This is a genomic window from Planktothrix tepida PCC 9214 (assembly GCF_900009145.1).
In the GTDB taxonomy this organism is placed as follows: Bacteria; Cyanobacteriota; Cyanobacteriia; order Cyanobacteriales; family Microcoleaceae; genus Planktothrix; species Planktothrix tepida.
In genome coordinates, this window is sequence record NZ_LN889802.1 from 735023 (window position 1) to 751772 (window position 16750).

14 protein-coding genes are annotated in these 16750 nt (G+C 41.0%); 3 read left to right on the forward strand and 11 right to left on the reverse strand.

Annotation, left to right across the window (positions count from 1 at the left end; all coding sequences use genetic code 11):
* Nucleotides 1-22: 22 nt before the first annotated feature.
* The 4 genes from PL9214_RS17645 to PL9214_RS17660 all read right to left on the reverse strand — a co-directional run bounded on the left by PL9214_RS17645 (nt 23) and on the right by PL9214_RS17660 (nt 3780).
* Entirely contained in the window at nt 23-2176 is a 2154-nt protein-coding gene (locus PL9214_RS17645) for a pentapeptide repeat-containing protein (RefSeq protein WP_072720035.1), read from the reverse strand.
* Between the two features lie 222 nt (nt 2177-2398).
* Nucleotides 2399-3073 (reverse strand): energy-coupling factor ABC transporter ATP-binding protein, encoded by a 675-nt coding sequence (locus tag PL9214_RS17650; RefSeq protein WP_072720036.1) that lies wholly within the window; start codon nt 3071-3073, stop codon nt 2399-2401.
* 17 nt (nt 3074-3090) lie between these two features.
* On the reverse strand, nt 3091-3360 hold the full coding sequence (locus PL9214_RS17655; protein ID WP_072720037.1) for a UPF0367 protein family: 270 nt from the start codon (nt 3358-3360) through the stop codon (nt 3091-3093).
* Nucleotides 3361-3411: 51 nt separating this feature from the next.
* On the reverse strand, nt 3412-3780 hold the full coding sequence (locus PL9214_RS17660; RefSeq protein WP_072720038.1) for a DUF2237 family protein: 369 nt from the start codon (nt 3778-3780) through the stop codon (nt 3412-3414).
* 146 nt (nt 3781-3926) lie between these two features.
* On the opposite strand from PL9214_RS17660, the gene PL9214_RS17665 reads away from it, so the two are divergent.
* Nucleotides 3927-4301, forward strand: coding sequence for a group I truncated hemoglobin (locus tag PL9214_RS17665; protein WP_072720039.1), 375 nt, complete (start codon nt 3927-3929; stop codon nt 4299-4301).
* Nucleotides 4302-4474: 173 nt separating this feature from the next.
* On the opposite strand, the gene glgB is transcribed toward PL9214_RS17665, so the two are convergent.
* From glgB to PL9214_RS17695, 6 genes are all read right to left on the reverse strand, one after another.
* Nucleotides 4475-6793 carry a 1,4-alpha-glucan branching enzyme gene (gene glgB / locus PL9214_RS17670; protein ID WP_072720040.1) on the reverse strand — a complete coding sequence of 773 codons (2319 nt, stop codon included), beginning with the start codon at nt 6791-6793 and terminating at the stop codon, nt 4475-4477.
* 291 nt (nt 6794-7084) lie between these two features.
* On the reverse strand, nt 7085-8194 hold the full coding sequence (locus PL9214_RS17675; protein WP_083580061.1) for a serpin family protein: 1110 nt from the start codon (nt 8192-8194) through the stop codon (nt 7085-7087).
* A gap of 453 nt (nt 8195-8647) precedes the next feature.
* Nucleotides 8648-9562, reverse strand: a complete 915-nt coding sequence (locus tag PL9214_RS17680; protein ID WP_072720041.1) for a sensor histidine kinase — start codon at nt 9560-9562, stop codon at nt 8648-8650.
* Nucleotides 9563-9734: 172 nt separating this feature from the next.
* The gene (locus tag PL9214_RS17685; RefSeq protein ID WP_072720042.1) at nt 9735-10322 is read right to left on the reverse strand and encodes an L-threonylcarbamoyladenylate synthase; all 588 of its coding nucleotides are present in this window, start codon (nt 10320-10322) and stop codon (nt 9735-9737) included.
* A 54-nt stretch (nt 10323-10376) separates the two neighbouring features.
* Nucleotides 10377-11264, reverse strand: coding sequence for a peptide chain release factor N(5)-glutamine methyltransferase (gene prmC / locus PL9214_RS17690; RefSeq protein WP_072720043.1), 888 nt, complete (start codon nt 11262-11264; stop codon nt 10377-10379).
* 28 nt (nt 11265-11292) lie between these two features.
* A complete protein-coding gene (locus PL9214_RS17695; protein WP_072720044.1) occupies nt 11293-12084 on the reverse strand; it encodes a Tic22 family protein in 792 nt (263 codons plus the stop codon).
* A gap of 510 nt (nt 12085-12594) precedes the next feature.
* Between PL9214_RS17695 and PL9214_RS17700 the strand changes: the two genes are divergently transcribed.
* Nucleotides 12595-14715 carry a DNA-binding protein gene (locus PL9214_RS17700; RefSeq protein ID WP_072720045.1) on the forward strand — a complete coding sequence of 707 codons (2121 nt, stop codon included), beginning with the start codon at nt 12595-12597 and terminating at the stop codon, nt 14713-14715.
* A 327-nt stretch (nt 14716-15042) separates the two neighbouring features.
* On the forward strand, nt 15043-15762 hold the full coding sequence (locus PL9214_RS17705; RefSeq protein ID WP_072720046.1) for a glycosyltransferase family 25 protein: 720 nt from the start codon (nt 15043-15045) through the stop codon (nt 15760-15762).
* A gap of 113 nt (nt 15763-15875) precedes the next feature.
* Here the strand turns inward: PL9214_RS17705 and PL9214_RS17710 are convergent, their stop codons facing one another.
* Nucleotides 15876-16739, reverse strand: coding sequence for an McrC family protein (locus tag PL9214_RS17710; RefSeq protein ID WP_083580062.1), 864 nt, complete (start codon nt 16737-16739; stop codon nt 15876-15878).
* Nucleotides 16740-16750 lie beyond the last annotated feature (11 nt).

Below are 16750 nucleotides of genomic sequence, written 5' to 3' on the forward strand. Positions count from 1 at the left end.
CTCCCTTGCGTCCCCTGCTTCCCTATTTCTTCCCTTCTGGCGGTGGACAGTCGGGGTGAATGCCGCCTTGAGCGCAAATGTATTTAATTTGGGTCTCATCCAAATTAATTGCGTTGCTAAAATCTACATTTTTGAGACGGTTTGATTGAGCAGTTTCGTCAGGTTTAGAAATAAATTGATCGGATTTATTTTGTTGAGGAGAAACAAAGATTGCGCCTTTAAAATTGGTTCCGTCTAATTTGGCTCCTTGAAAATTAACTAAGCTTAAATTAGTATTTTTTAGATTAGCATCTTGCAAGCGGGCATTTTTGAAGTTAGAACCCGTGAGTTGAGCGGATGTCAAGTCGGCTTCTTGCAAATTTGCTCCCGTAAAATTAACCGCCGATAGGTCAGCATTTTTAAAGTTAGCTTGTTTTAAATTTCCCGATTGAAAATTTGCACCAGGGGCTTTGGCTTCACTGAAACGAGCTAACTTTAAATTTCCATTCGAGAAATTAGCACTGGATAATTCCGCACCTGTAAATTTGGCATCCGTCAAATTCGCTTGTTGGAAATTTGATCCTAATAATTTAGCACTGCTGAAATTAGCTCCCGTTAAATCAGCTTCCGATAAATTAGCTTTATTAAGATTCGATTTTAAAAAGTTACTGTATTTTAACAGAGTATTACTTAAGAACGCCCCTGTTAAATCAGCTTCCGTTAAATCAGCCCCACTTAAATCTGAAATCCAATCATCAAAGGTTCCCAACCGTCCATCTTCACCCGCACTTGCAAATCGACTATTTTTCAAGCTGGCTTTCGTCAGGCTAGTATTTTTAAAGTTAATTCCCGATAAATCGGTTTGTTCTAAAACCAAAGTAAATTGAACGGGTGGGGTTGTATTTTGTCCTAAATCAATCCGACTTAAATCAACATTATAAACAAAACCACCATAAACTTTCAGAATTTTACTGATTGCTCGTTGGGTGGCTTGTTGTCGCTGTCCCGTTAAAAGTTTTTCTTGATTTTCTGCTCCAAATTGCATCGAATCTAAATCATTTTTCAGAGCTTGATTTAATTTTCTTAAATCCGGTAAGGCTTCTGGGCCGGTACTAACTAATGCTTGTTGGATAACATCAATTAAGACGGGGTTTTGTTCCTGAGCTAATAAATCCACTAATAAGGGAATTGCACGGGGATCTTTAATCGCACCTAACGCTAAAATTGCTCCTCGTTTTTGGTCTACATTCGTGGAGGCATTGGGGGATAATTTACTGACTAAAGCCAGAAAAACTTCGTTATCCTGTTGTTGAAATTCTCGACGATTGGCTTGATTTTGAATATAAATTTGAGTCCCGACAAAGGTTCCTAAGACGGCTGCCATACTGGCACTACTGACAATAATTAAGGTTAATCCTGGATGTTGACGCATCCACGCCCATAAATTAAACTCCGATTTTGGGGTCTCTGGGTTAAGAACAATGGCATGAACCGCATCATCTTCTGCGATCCAATCATAATTAGTAAAGGGATTAAACACTAAAATAGGGGGGGCTTCTTGTACGGAAGTTCCTGCTAATAAATCATGTCCAGTCCGACCTTGAAATCGTTTCGCGATCAACGCATCTCCTAATAAAGTGGCACCGGATAAAGCCCCTAAAATTAATAAATTGGGATAGGCCCCCGTGACTTGCCAAAGACCATAAGCAATGGCGAATGGAATTCCCCAACGTCCGATTAATTCTCGACGGAGTGCCCGTCCCCATCCTGGGGGAAAACCATTCGGATTAATCACTTGTACCCCAAACCACAATTTAGGTAAGGTTTGACCCCGTTTGGCTAATAGATAAAGTTGCCACCCTCCCACAACCAGGGGTAAAAGTAATGCACCCGACCACAATAGATTCGTTAAGGGGGCTACTTTGGGACTGCGATCACGGACTGGAATTCCTAAAGTCGCCGCAACGGTTTGGGATGTCACCCGCACAACGGGATTCAGAGGGACGGGTTGATCACTGCGGTTGGAGACAACGCCCAGGGTAAAGGGAATTAACCCACTGACCGCAACTAAGGAAACCTCCGCCACAAACGCCCCCCAACGCCGAACCCAAAAGGGTACAGGCTTGGATGAAACCTCTGGCCAGGATGAAGGAGATTGAGATTGATCGGTGTCTCTACCTACAGTAGGGCTTGTCATAGTTCAAAATTCCCTGATATGGGTCGTTAAGATTAACAAAATGGAGAAGAATTGAATAGTTAATATGCTATAGCGAGTGTATTTTAATCCTGAATTCAAGTGCAAGCCTCAAATCAACAAGATAATAGCAGATAATCGTTCCGGTGGTTGATGAAAAAAAGGTTAATAATCTTGATCATTATGAATATACAATTCATTTAGACTTGCTATATTAAACTTGATTTATTTTTGTTGTTGAGTTAATCGCTGTTTTAAGGGTTCTGGATCACCTTGACCAACCACTTCACCATTTTCTAATAGAAACGCGCCATCACTATAATTTAATTCCTCTAAACGATGAGTGACCCATAATGCTGTTATTCCTCTGGTTTTGACTAACCGTTGAACTTCAATCACTAAATCATTTTGACTATCAGGATCTAGTAAAGCCGTGGGTTCATCTAAGAGTAAAACTTCACAATGTCTCGCTAATGCACCTGCGATCGCAATGCGTTGTTTTTGTCCTCCACTTAAGGCATAAATGGGGCGACGTTGTAACTCTAATAATTTAACCGCAGCTAAAGCATCTTCTACCCGTTGTTTCACTTCTATCCAAGGTAATTGATCCTCAACTAATCCAAAGGCAACATCCGCCCCCACCGTTGGCATCACTAACTGATGATCAGGATTTTGAAACACAAACCCCACCCGTCCTTGGGTTTGAATTTCCCCCGACTGAGACTTTAATAATCCGGCTAATAATCGTAATAAGGTTGACTTTCCGCTTCCATTTGTCCCCAAAAGCATCCAAAATTCTCCTGGGGGGACATCTAGGGAACAGGATTTTAACACCTGTGCCCCGCTTGGCCAACTAAAGCATAGGTCTTGTACCCGTATCGCTGGACTGGAAGATTCCATGCTTGTTGTGATTTCCTTTACTCTGCGGTTAAACCAACAAACCCAGGCGTTCTTCCGGCGGCATTTCCCCCCAATTTGTCCGAAATTTGCACCGCAGAAATTTCACTGCTGAGAATTGCTAGTTTTTTCTCGGTCATCTTATCACAGGTAAATTCTAAGATTTGAGGCGTTCCTCCCCGTAAGACCTCTAAAATGTGACTGTAAACGGCTTCTGCATCTTCGGCAGATTTTTTTTGAATGGACAACGGGATGGCTGTGTATTTAACAATAATGTCTACGGTGAACATAGGATCTCAAAAACAGTTAAGAATTTCAATTTCTTACTATATCGTTTTCAGTTAACCCTGAACGGCATATTGTTTTAACTCCTTGAGAGAAACGACTTCTAAGGCTCTCGCGTGAGTGGCTTCTAACACAACAGGAGGTGCAACACCTGCATCCATCGCTTCTTGCCAACGAGAGGCACACAAACACCAACGATCACCGGGTTTCAACCCTGGAAAGCCAAAGGCGGGAACTGGGGTACTGAGGTCGTTTCCTTGGGCTTTGGTAAATTCCAGAAACTCTGCGGTAACTTGGGCACAAATCACATGAACGCCGAAATCTTGTCCTCCAGTATAACAAAACCCATCCCGATAAAATCCGGTTATCGGATCAGAGCAACACAATTCTAATTCGCCACCTAAAACATTTCTGGCTTCTCGCATGATTCGTTCCTGATTATTTTTTAGGGGTATTTTTTCGATTTAATAATACCATCAATACTTGAGTTGTTTAAAAACTGTCCGAAGTCTTGATTTAATATGAAATTTAAGTTAAGATAAGTATGTCAAAATTTGAGGACAAACAAGCTATGTCAACTTTATATGAAAAGCTTGGTGGTGCTGAAACTGTTAAACTGGCTGTTGATAATTTTTATGATCGTGTGTTGCAGGATAATCGGATCAAGCACTTCTTTAATGGCATGGATATGGTCAAACAAAAAAGCCATCAACGAGCATTTTTAACTTATGCCTTTGGGGGAACACCTCAGTATGATGGACGGGCAATGCGTGAAGCGCACAAACATTTGGTAGAAGAGCAAGGTTTAAAAGGCGAACATTTTGATGCCATTGCTGAAAATTTAGAGCTAACACTTCAGGATTTTGAAATTGCGGAAGAGTTGATTGCTGAAGTAATGTCAGTAGCCAGTGATCCTCAGCATCGTAGCGATGTACTTAACCAATAAAACATGATTTTGATTCCTCAATTTTTAGCATTTTGCCCAAACAAAAGCAAGTTTATTGTTATTTGAGTTACCCCTTATAATATCTTAATTTCGTTACTATTGATGAACAGCGATCGCCATTTTTTTAACAATAGCGATCGCTGTTTTCTGTACAGCGACGTTAATAGAATACCCTAGGCTTCTATGGATTCTACTTCTACCGCATCAGCTTGTAGTGCAGCTTCTGTTTTCGGGCGGTCTAATTTGAGAACCAGAACCCCTAAAGGAGGTAAACATAAATCCAACGAATGGGAATAATTATGGAACCACCATTCATCAGTCCATTTTCCACCTAAATTCCCCATATTACTGCCACCAAATTCACCCGAATCACTATTAAATAATTCGGTATAAAATCCAGGTTCAGGCACACCAATGCGATAATGACTATGGGGTTGAGGGGTAAAATTACAGACCACAACGACAAATTCTTCAGGATCTTTTGCCCGACGAATAAACGACACTACGCTATGACGGTTATCAGTACAATCAATCCATTGGAACCCCGCTTCTGCAAAATCCTGTTCATATAATGCAGGTTCACTGCGATACAATTCATTCAACGCTTGGAATAACCGTTTAATGCCTTGGTGGGCTGGATATTGCATTAATTCCCATTCCAAGGTTCCCCAAGCATTCCACTCCTGACGCTGACCAAACTCCATTCCCATGAACAAAGTTTTCTTACCGGGGTGAGTAAACATATAGGTAAACAAACATCGGACGTTAGCAAATTTTTGCCAATCATCTCCCGGCATTTTGTTAGTAATATTGCTCTTACAATGCACCACTTCATCATGGGATAACGCCAACATGAAGTTTTCGCTGTGGTGATACCAAATACTAAAGGTAACGTTATTTTGATGGAACTGACGGAACCAAGGATCCATGCTGAAATAATCCAACATATCGTGCATCCATCCCATGTTCCATTTCAAGTTAAACCCTAACCCCCCTACATAAGTCGGCCAAGACACCATCGGCCATGAGGTAGATTCTTCCGCAATGGATAAAGTTCCTGGATAATAACTAAATAAAACATGGTTGGTTTGGCGCAAAAAGTCCGCCGCTTCAATATGTTCACAACCGCCATATTGGTTCGCCACCCATTGACCATCGGGACGTAAATAGTTCAGATACAACATGGAAGCGACTGCATCTACCCGAATTCCATCGATATGATATTTGTCATACCAAAATAGGGCGTTAGCCACCAGGAAATTCCGAACTTCGTTACGACCATAGTTAAAGACTAAAGTTCCCCATTCCTTATGTTCGCCTTTGCGGGGGTCAGCGTGTTCATAAAGGTGAGTCCCGTCAAAGAAGGGTAAACCATGTCCGTCTTTGGGGAAATGCCCCGGAACCCAGTCAACAATTACCCCAATACCATTCAAATGGCATTGATCGACAAAATACATGAAATCTTCGGGACTGCCAAACCGAGACGTGGGGGCATAATATCCCGTGACTTGATATCCCCAAGACCCATCAAAGGGATGTTCGGCAATGGGTAATAATTCAATATGGGTAAACCCTAAATCCTTAACATAGGGAATTAACTGTTCCGCCAGTTCCCGATAGGTTAAAAAACGACCGCCTGGATCAAGCTCAGTGGCTTGTACAGCCGCTTCAACGGTTCCATCAGGGAGGACATGGGGTTGATCGAAGGGCGCGCGGTTCCAAGACCCTAAATGACATTCATAAACAGAAACCGGGGATTTTAAAGGATCGGTGTGGCGTCGTTGTTCGAGCCAATCTTGATCCTGCCATTCGTAACTATCTAAATTAGCAACAATTGAGGCGGTTTTGGGACGTACTTCTTGATAAAACCCGTAGGGATCGGTTTTTTCATAGATGTGTCCTTCCCAGTTTTTAATTTCATATTTGTAGTGTTCTCCGACTCCCAACCCAGGGATAAACAGTTCCCAAACCCCATTGCTTAACTTCCGCATTTGGTGTTTGCGTCCATCCCAATAGTTAAAATCTCCAATAATGGAAACGTTGCGCGCATTGGGAGCCCAAACCGCAAAATAAACCCCCGATACATTATTGACGCTCATTAAATGAGCACCTAATTTTTCATAAATGCGGTGATGGTTGCCTTCGGTAAACAGGTGAATATCAAAGTCGGTAAATTGAGGAGAACGAAACGCATAAGGATCATAAGCGACCCGTTCATGTTCACCTTCTTTAATTCGCAGTTGATAGTTAGCGAGTTCGGGAGTATCAATGACACATTCAAAGAAATGGGGGTTATGTACCGACTCCATCGGGTATTCCTGTCGTTGTTCAGGCAAGAGAACCCATGCCGCCTCTGCATTGGGTAAATAAGCTCGGACTGCCCACACCGTTTTACCATCTTGTTCAATTTGGTGAGCCCCTAGCACTTCAAAGGGGTCTTGGTGGTGGTTCCAGACAATTTTGTTAACTTGATCAATCGCAATGGTCGTCATGAGTCTCTACTGCTCTACTACAAACGGGTTACTAATCGACGCTACGGTTGCTATTACTTTACATTTTTTAACAGTTTCAGAAAACCGCAAACCTGCTGCATTTTTGGGGAATTCCCATCGAATAGCAGGTTGGGAGTTGGGATTATGGTACTCGATTTTTAGATCTTTACCACAATTAAGTGTGAACTAACCACACTGACCTGGCAGTACAGTATGGGCTTGGTGACTTCTCAACCCGATTGGGACAATCCCATTCTCTGATATCCAGAGGCAACTCATCTTTAATAATCCCTAGATTTCTGGGTTCACCAATCGACCCAAAAACACAATATTCCCAGTGTTGTTTTCAGAGATTAAAAAAATAAAGGGATGATTAGCGTTAAACGAGGGAGGCAAACACCTGGCTTCTATCTGAACTGCTGTTGCTGCGGTGGCTTCACTCCCCTCTTCATTTACCTCAATACAAGCTTGATGAAACACATTTTTAATATACAACCAGTGTTCTCGACCATCCATCCCCGAAAAATTAGCTTTATTCTCATCAAACGCATCTGTAACCCCCATCTGAGCTAAGGTGTTACTAAGTTCTGATTTAAAATTTATCTCAAAGCGGGGTAAAGAAACTTCAACCTGTTGTGTATACATTGGCTGTATCCACTGATAAAGATTGTTAAGACTCAAGTTTTTTTCCAGTTCCATCAATCCATTTCTTTCTCTAGGTAACAGAATCATCATTGAGAAATTATTACCCCTGTAAGGTAACTCAAGAACCTGAACTTCTTCAGTTTGAGCATAGTTGAATTGTCCTGTTATATTCATCATCGGAACTGGAATCTCACGGTCTGATGTTAGCCAAAAGGGTTTGGTTTCTGTTCCATCTCTGTCAAATGGATTCGCCCAACTTCCTTTAAAATAAACAGCATTAACCAGTACCAATCGTGTTAGCTCAGTTAGAGCATTTGGCGGAATTAATTCATTAATTTTATGTTGAGTTTGTTCGGCAACCCATTGATTAATTGTGTTTCGTGCAGCCTGGAAATCATTATAATAATCAACAGGGGTAATTTTGACTTGATAATATTTTTCTAATAAAGCTAAAAAGCTTTCTAGGAAAGGATATTTAATTTGGGGAAATAGAGAATTAGCACTCAGGAACAAAACATCATTGCTTTGTTGTCCTGCCTTTAATGGTCTTTCTAAGCCAGAAAATGCGGCATGAAAATCTTCTCCTTGAGAAAAGCCGAAGACTTGAGCAATTTGTTGTTCTGTCTGTCCTCGCGCACCCGCATAGGTCATCGCAAATGCAGTACAAATGCTGTAGGGAGAAAAGAAAAGGTTTCCTTCAGTCCCTTGCAGAGTTTGATAAAAATTGAGCGCAAAATCATGGTTTCTGTGTGCCATTGGTTTATCTCTAGGATAAAGTTGTTTTACAATGGTTTGAGCATCATAATTTCTGTGTTAAAATACTGAATTTTTGAGGAAATCAGGCAAAACTAGAGTGGGAATGCTTAAAAACAATAAACATTCCAATAATTTTAACCCCTAAATTTTGTCCAAGTTTTCTGACTCTAATTCGGGCTGACAATAGGAATTGCTATGAGGTTGTAATATAACAATTTAAGGATTTATAACAGTCACGTCTGGCACTTAGAACAAACACTAATGCTCAAACCTATTTCTTTCTATTCCCTATTCTCTGTTTCCTGTTCCCTGCTTTGCACTGAGCAGTTCGACACGCTCACTGTAATACCTGTCGAAGTGTTCCCTGTTCCCTATGCTATAATATACAAGATTTCAACAAAAATCAAGAATATTTAGGGAATTATGTAAATATTGAAAACTTGAGTAACTGACTTATTTAACCATAGGAATCGAACATTGAGTCCGATTAAAATTAGACTCTTCTCCCTCTGAAGGAATTGCTAAAACTTCTAAACGTCCATTCATTAAACTTAATAAGGTTTGATTCATTAACAACCGCATTCCTGGGGATAATGTCATTTCATCGATAGGGGTTTGATCCTTTTCTAATGTTGATTTTAATAAATCCCAAGACTCACTCCAAGCACTAATGGGACGTTGATCTTCAACCCAAATATGAATAAATCCTGTTTCTGGAGACGGATGGACAGAAACCTTTACACTTCCCTCACTCATTTGAGCAATGGCAGTATCTACTAAACTTACTAAAACTTGTCGCAGTCGGGGTAAATCGGCTAAAACATAAATATCTTCATTCGGGGGTTCGATTTTTAATCGAATACTGCGATTTGCCGCCTGCATACAGGTTAAATCTTCCACTTCATCCAGGACTTTAGCTAACTGAATCGCATGAATATCCATTGTTTCTGTGCCATATTCTGTTTTAGCCACAAAAATCACTTGATCTAATAATGCCACTATTTTCAAAGCAGAAGCATGAGCGTGTTGAATAAATTCTTGCTCCTCTTCTGGACTTTCACACAGATCCCCTAAAATCAGTTGTAATGAGCCAATCATACTATTGAGAGGCGAGCGCAACTCATGGGATGTCCGAGCCAAAAATCCCGCTTTAAATAAACTCATCTCCGCCGCCATTTGATAAGCGAGTTGAGTTTGTTTTAATTGATAAGAGAGGGCTTGCACCTGTTGTTCATCATTGCTCGTTTTGGCGGAGTCATCGGTGGTGAGGGACTCAGATGATTGTTTCCCTTTCCCCCCCAATAGCCGAGCTAGGACGACCCCTAACCCCAACCCCAACCCTAAATATACAAATTCGCTCCAACCCATCTGCCTAGTCTCACTCACTCTATAAAGTTAGCCATATCAGGATCATGATATAGCAGGGAATAGGGAACAGGGAACAGTTGTCAGTTATCAGTTATCAGTTATCAGTTATCAGTTATTATGGAACAGATCATTTAATTTAACAAAAAATTGATTTTTAATCTCCATTTTTACTCTATAAATTAATAGCTCCTTGTCGTAAGATTTTCCAACTATTCCCTTGCCATTTCGCTACTGTTGAAGGGATAGTGGAAGCGGTGAGGGTTGTATCAAATTCTGAGGAAAACAATGTGACAACATCAGGAAATTGAGTATTAATTTCTGCCAGTGTTAATAATGGGGGTTGTCCTGATAAATTGGCACTGGTGGTTGCCATTGGGCCCGTGCGGGATAAAATATGTTGAGCGATCGCACAATTGGGAACCCGGATACCAATCGTAGAGGGATCGATAGGGTTCATCGCTGGGTAAACTTTTTCAGAAGCAGGTAACACTAAAGTTAACGCCCCAGGCCAATAGTATTGAGCAATTTGTTGCCAAATTAATAATTCTTCTACTGTTCCCTTCACATAGGGCCATAATGCTTCCGGTGTAGCTCCCATTAAAATTAACGGTTTATCTTGACTGCGTTTTTTAGTCTTAAAAATCAACTCAGCTTGATCAGGACGTGTCGCTAAAGCAGGTACAGTATCTGTCGGGAAACTAACCACCCTATTACCCGAAATCGCCACATCAATTAACGCATCAATAGAAACTTGAACCATAAATTCAGTTATCAGTTATCAGTTATCAGTTATCAGTTATGAGGCTTAGGACAATTATTTCAAATAAGCTATAACAAAACGGTCGAATCCTGCCAAGTCGGGAATAATTTTAATCCCAGAATAGCTTCCCTGGGCCTGTAAGAGTCCTGCAACGGCTTCTCCTTGTCCGGCCATCATTTCCACAATCCAAAGGCCCCCTGAGCGCAAATAACGGGGGGCTGTTTCCACTAAATCGCGAATACAATCTAATCCATCAGCACCGCCATCTAAGGCTAAGGTGGGTTCATGGTGGGCAACTTCCGGTTGTAGGGTCGCAATGAGGTTAGAGGGGATATAAGGGGGGTTAGAGACCATTCCCGTCAGTTGTCCTTGTAAAAACTCTAGGGGTTGCCACCATGATCCGTGATGGAATTGGATACGGTCAGCAAACCCTGTGGTTTCAGCGTTATATTGAGCGATCGCTAAAGCCTCTAAACTGGTATCCACCGCATGAATTTCAGCTTGGGGGAAACTCTCAGCTAAACCCAAAGCGATCGCACCGCTTCCCGTTCCCAAATCCGCCCAAATCCCATCCTGATCCAGATTTTCAGCCGCAGATTGAGCTAAATCAATGATTAACTCTGTTTCAGGACGGGGAATTAGAACAGCAGGAGACACCTTTAAGGTAAACTGACGCCAATGAGCGACTCCCACGAGATATTGAACGGGGATGCTTTCGGTGAGGCGTCGTTGCCAAAGTTGAGTCAATTCTGACCAAGGAACCTGGAGAGGAACAGAGGGTTGCTGTTTGAAGGTTTGTAAACGCAGAGTCAACCGATCCAAACCCGTTAACTCTTGGAGAAACCAATGAACTTCATGAGCAGAAATTCCAAGGACGAGACATTCTGCCTTTGCGTCCTCTAACCATTGCCCCAGTTGCCACCCTGATATGGTTTCCTCCATGATCCCCGGTTCCTAATGATCAAGTTAATTAACGACGGGGCTGACTTTGGGGTTGATTTTGTTTCAAATACTCTAAGGTTTCACGAGGCGGAATGAGTACAATTCGGTTTAAAAATTGATCATTATCCCGTTTTAACGCATCTAACAACCCTTCTAAATTGACCACATCAATTTTAATACTGGAGATTAAATCAGGTTGTTGCGTTTTAAATTGAGTCAACATATTTTGTAGATCCTCTTTATTAAAGAAGATTGGAATCACCTGTTCATTCCCATTTTGAATCGTGAGGTAGCCTTGATCTGGCCCCCCCTTAGCAATAAACAAAGGAACACCGTTAAACTCGTTAACTGATTGTCCATTTTCTTGTAGAACAGACTTGGCTAAATCCACCTGTTTTTGAACCGGGACATAAGCAAACTGAATGTCGTCTTGATTTCCCTGAGCTTGCTGACTCATGCGATAAACTTCACCGAGGGAAACCGTTGTGACTTGGACAGTGGAAGCCAACTGAGGATTACGAGTTTTTAAGTTATCCACAAACGCAACAGCATCATTGCGACTAATAAACACACCCGCAACGGACGCTTTTTTATTATCGGCTTGGGGTACAGTAGCCACTAAAGGAGCTCCCTGTGTATCGGTAATGGTAAACACCGGAATGGAGCGGAGTTTCTCCAGAATTTGGTTTTCAGGCAGTGCATAAGCGGGTTGAGTTCCCACGGGAAGAGAAGCAAACCAACGCAATGCCGGGTCAGGACTCAGCAAGAATGTACTGCCCACAATTCCCAATACCGCGCCCAAACGAACAATTGATCTCATTATGTCTCCGAGTCTGAATTCAATAATTTTTTTTATTCTGGGATGTCGCTTTTACCACTGAACTCATTAAGCCTTAAGGACAATAGAAGCTTAATGTCGGACAACAGTTATTTCCCTGGTTAAGTTCTACCGACGATCAGGCAGTTGTTTTTTCTCCCCAAAATTTGGATTTAAATTCTAGGAGAAAAGCGTTTAACCTTACTCATCGGAAGAAAGCGGTTGACATCAGCCTGAGTTTAGGGAATTGAATCCTTCTTGTTCAGGGGGTATACCGTTTTGAGTCACCAACCTACCTTGAAAGGCAAGTTAAGATTAATTAAACTACCTTAACTGAAATATTTGTTAGTTTACATTATTTTGCAAAATACCGATGGCCAACTCTTCTTTAACGGTTTAATCAAGGGCTACCCCTCAGAGAAAGAGTGCAAATGCTTTAATCTGCCCTGTTCCTCAACGCGCTATGCTTTAAGTACGATTCAACAGGTGCAACGGTTCAACCCCTAACTTGCTATGCGGCTGCAACGCCAGTTCAATGGACAAACCATTACCCTTGATACCCGCACCCCTCTAGGGAGTGGGGGGGAGGGACGCATCTATAGGGTTTTAGAAGATCCGAATTTAGTTGCCAAAATCTACCATAAACCCACCGACGAAGACGCTGATAAACTCACCGTCATGTATAACTATCCCCCCGCAACGGCGATGGTTTCCCCTGGAATGACGGCGATCGCATGGCCCATTGACTTGCTGCATACCACTGATCATAAACGACAAATCCTGGGTTATTTAATGCCGCGTGTCAGTAAAGCCACCCCGATTCATATTTTCTATACCCCGAAAAGTCGCCGCCAACAAAAGCCTTTATTTAATTATTTATATCTCCATCGCACCGCCCGTAATTTAGTTGCGTCCTTTGCCGATTTACATAGTAGTGGATATGTGATTGGGGATGTTAACGAATCTAATATTTTAGTGAGTGATACCGCTTTAGTGACCCTTGTTGATACTGACTCCTTCCAAGTTCGAGATCCCGATACGGGGTTGATTTATCGCTGTCCCGTCGGGAAAGCTGAATTTACCCCTCCAGAACTCCAAGGTCAAGCCTTTCGGGAGTTAAACCGGACTCCAGAACAAGATCGGTTTGGACTGGCGGTGTTAATCTTTCTCCTCCTGATGGAAGGAACACACCCGTTTTCCGGGGTTTATCAAGGAAGTGGTGACCCTCCAGCCATTGAGTCTAGGGTGAGATCGGGTCATTTTGTCTATGGGACAAGGCAGGTTCCCTATGAACCCATGCCTTTTGCGCCTCCATTTCAATTGTTATACCCAAAATTACAACAATTATTTATTCAATGTTTTGAAGCCGGATTTAATAATCCCCAAGCTCGACCCGATGCTAAAACTTGGTTAATGGTATTAAAGGAAGCTGAAGCAAATTTAATTACCTGTAGTCAACAATTAGAACATCGGTATGGAAATCATTTAAACGATTGTCCTTGGTGCGATCGCACGGAAAAATTAGGAGGACGAGATCCCTTTCCTTCCCGTCAAGCCGTTACCCAAAAACAACATTTACAACCCCTCAAACGCAAACGTAAACGAGTCTTAAACACTAAACCCGCTCCAGTTCAGCGTCCTTTGTTTTCACCGATAAATCGTTCTAGTGTTCCCTCACCAACGGCTAAAAAATCATTAGTTTTGTCCCAAATTCCTCATTTACACCTACAAAATTTATTCGGAAGTTTATTGGCAGGAATTGTGTTAGGGGGACTCTGGGGAACCTCAGTTTTATCCGCAATTATTGCGCTAATTTTTGCTTTTGTAGATGGGAAACAAGGAATTTTAGGCGGTTTAATCGTAGGCGCAATGTGGGGGAGTTTTTTAGGGGTAGTTATTAGTGTGTATTTGCCTCCCCCAGGAGGAATAAATCGAGGAGTTGCATTAATTTTGGGGGGATGGTCAGGGATTTTTATTGCGGCGGTCATTGCTGGATTAATCTTTGGTGTTATGGAACAGGAACCCTTGATTGGTAAAACCTTAATGTGGGGGGCTGTAATGGGCATGGTTTGGGGTGCTATTTGGCATTTATTTAAACCTCCTTTATCCCTCCCTAATATTGGGCGGTTGTGGGGAAGACGAGGTGCTTTTGTTGGAGGAGTTTGGGGGTCATATTTAGGAACATTAGGAGGAATGGGATTAGGAATTTTAGCTGTTGGGTGGCAGCAATTTGAAGCGATACAACCTAATCTTAATTCAACATCATCTTCCTGGGAAATTACCCTCAGAATAATTGCTACTACTATTGTGGCGGCGGGTGTTGGAACTATTGGTGGTACTTTAGCTGGGGGGATATTTGGAATGATTGGAGGTGCCCCTAGTTTACCCTTATCCCTGCATTTATCAGGACGAAGGGGGGCTTTTATCGGTGCAATTTGGGGGAATTTTTTAGGGGCAATTTCTGGCGCAGGATTAGGGGTTTTGGGAGCAACAACTTTTGCTAATGTTTTAGATACTTCCTCAACAACAGGTACAACTTCTCTATTAATAGGTTCAATTATTGTATCGGCTGGAATTGGTAGTATTTGGGGAATGATTTCGGGTTTAATTTGGGGTGCTTTTGGCAAACTTTAAGCGTTTTTTTTATCTGTATTTAGTAGACGCTACTCAGGGTTCAATAATGCTTTTAGAAACCTTTGACCAGATTGTTCTAAATCATTTTCTAAAGAAAAGGTGAGATTGCAGTATTCTCACACACTTACCAGAATTCTTGATGTAGTGTAATCTCAATTAGTTTGGGAGGAATAACGAAAACGACTCCATGTCAACTCACGGAATCCCTGTCTGGGCATAGTTTTGGGATAATCGCAACGAAATAGTGGCGATCGCTGCTAAACTTATTATGGTAATTGCTTTGATTGAAGTTAAAATACATATCAAATATAAAACAGGATTACACCTATGCAACTTATCGATTTTTTTGATCATGTTTATGTAATTAACCTACCGGAAAGAAAGGATAGACTAGAGCAAATGAAGAGGGAATTGATTAAGATGAATATACCCCTCACATCCGAAAAAGTTGAAATCTTTCCCGCTATCAAACCAGAAAGTGCAGAATCTTTTCCTAGCATCGGAGCCAGGGGCTGTCTTTTAAGTCACTATCATATCTTGAAGCAAGCGAAGGAACGCCAATGTAACCGGGTTTTAATTTTGGAAGATGACTTAGCTATCTCTAAATACTTCGAGGAAAACGAAGCTAGACTACTTGAGGAACTACAACAAATAGATTGGGCGTTAGTTTATTTTGGTCATTTTCTTGACCAGGATAAGAATATTAAAACCGAGCCGATGGTTAGTTTAAAACCTTGGGTAAAGGACATACAAACGGCCCATTTTTATGGGGTAAATGGCAAAATTTTAGAGCGATTAGTGAATTTTTTTGAGGAAATACAAAGAAGACCCGCAGGACATCCTGATGGCGGGCCTATGCATGTAGACGGAGTTCTTTCAACTTTCCGAAAACAAAACCCAGATTTAATCACTATTGTTGTTACTCCTAGTATGGGATTACAAAGAGGATCATCAAGCGATATTACTCCTAAATGGTTTGACCGCATCACTCCTATTCAAAAAATTGCTAATACTGTTAGAAACTTTAGAAATCAGTTAAAAAACTAAAAATAACCCAACGGGGTTTCCACCCCGTCTGCTAAAATTTCTAAATAATTTTGTCCTGTTACTTTTTTTCGGCTTCCCTTTTTCCCCAGCTTTTTCTCCTTATTCAGCAGACCCTACTCAGGGTTCAATAATGATCTGAGAAACCTTTGACCAGACTGTTCTAAATCATCTTCTAAAGAAAAGGTGAGGCTTTTTAACTGGATAGAACTGTTAGGACATAGACCATTTAAAGGTTGATTTAAAGGTTTTGGATAAACTAAAATAGCATTTTGACTGTTTTTAAAAGTTGCATAGGCGATCGCTTGATAAATGTCTGAGTTAGATGGTTTGGAATCAGGAATTTTATATTTAGTATCGAGAATAAACCCAACTTTTCTTGTATTCTTATCATAAATCACTAAATCAATCTTAGACTCTATAATTTTACAAAAATCAACAATTTCTTGAGCTTTAATTTCAAAATCAGCAGGAAGATGGAACTTTAACCAAGCATAAACAAAGTGTTCATAGAGTATATCAGTTCTAACTAAAAAAGGAAACATTTGATAATTTCCGACTTGATGGGCTACTCCACAATGATCTAAAAAAAATCGACATAAACTATGTAATATCTGATAATCTTGATTTAGTCGATTATAAGATCTATTAATACAATCATTCCCCTTAAAAGGTCGTTGAGTCGCTAAACCTTGTAAGGTATGATAGGCTTTTCTAACGGTTGTTGATAGCTGTTCTGAACATAACCCACTGCGACCGATAATATATAATGTCCATAACAAGATTTGATTGTCTTCAATATCGGCTGTATACTGATTATATTCGCAATTCAGTTTAACTGTCTCAGGATGTTTAAATTGATATTGAAAATCAACCTTTCCTCGAATATAGGGTAAAAGTTCAGTATTTTTAACATAAGGAATGAAAAATAAATAACTTGCACAACTAAACCCTGGAAACCTTGATCCACTGTAAACTATTTCTCAATTAG

Excerpts from the sequence above, each read along its gene's own strand:
- PL9214_RS17645 (WP_072720035.1), bottom strand. The coding sequence starts at position 2,176 with ATGACAAGCCCTACTGTAGGTAGAGACACCGATCAATCTCAATCTCCT.
- PL9214_RS17650 (WP_072720036.1), bottom strand. The coding sequence starts at position 3,073 with ATGGAATCTTCCAGTCCAGCGATACGGGTACAAGACCTATGCTTTAGT.
- PL9214_RS17655 (WP_072720037.1), bottom strand. The coding sequence starts at position 3,360 with ATGTTCACCGTAGACATTATTGTTAAATACACAGCCATCCCGTTGTCC.
- PL9214_RS17660 (WP_072720038.1), bottom strand. The coding sequence starts at position 3,780 with ATGCGAGAAGCCAGAAATGTTTTAGGTGGCGAATTAGAATTGTGTTGC.
- PL9214_RS17665 (WP_072720039.1), top strand. The coding sequence starts at position 3,927 with ATGTCAACTTTATATGAAAAGCTTGGTGGTGCTGAAACTGTTAAACTG.
- glgB (WP_072720040.1), bottom strand. The coding sequence starts at position 6,793 with ATGACGACCATTGCGATTGATCAAGTTAACAAAATTGTCTGGAACCAC.
- PL9214_RS17675 (WP_083580061.1), bottom strand. The coding sequence starts at position 8,194 with ATGGCACACAGAAACCATGATTTTGCGCTCAATTTTTATCAAACTCTG.
- PL9214_RS17680 (WP_072720041.1), bottom strand. The coding sequence starts at position 9,562 with ATGGGTTGGAGCGAATTTGTATATTTAGGGTTGGGGTTGGGGTTAGGG.
- PL9214_RS17685 (WP_072720042.1), bottom strand. The coding sequence starts at position 10,322 with ATGGTTCAAGTTTCTATTGATGCGTTAATTGATGTGGCGATTTCGGGT.
- prmC (WP_072720043.1), bottom strand. The coding sequence starts at position 11,264 with ATGGAGGAAACCATATCAGGGTGGCAACTGGGGCAATGGTTAGAGGAC.
- PL9214_RS17695 (WP_072720044.1), bottom strand. The coding sequence starts at position 12,084 with ATGAGATCAATTGTTCGTTTGGGCGCGGTATTGGGAATTGTGGGCAGT.
- PL9214_RS17700 (WP_072720045.1), top strand. The coding sequence starts at position 12,595 with ATGCGGCTGCAACGCCAGTTCAATGGACAAACCATTACCCTTGATACC.
- PL9214_RS17705 (WP_072720046.1), top strand. The coding sequence starts at position 15,043 with ATGCAACTTATCGATTTTTTTGATCATGTTTATGTAATTAACCTACCG.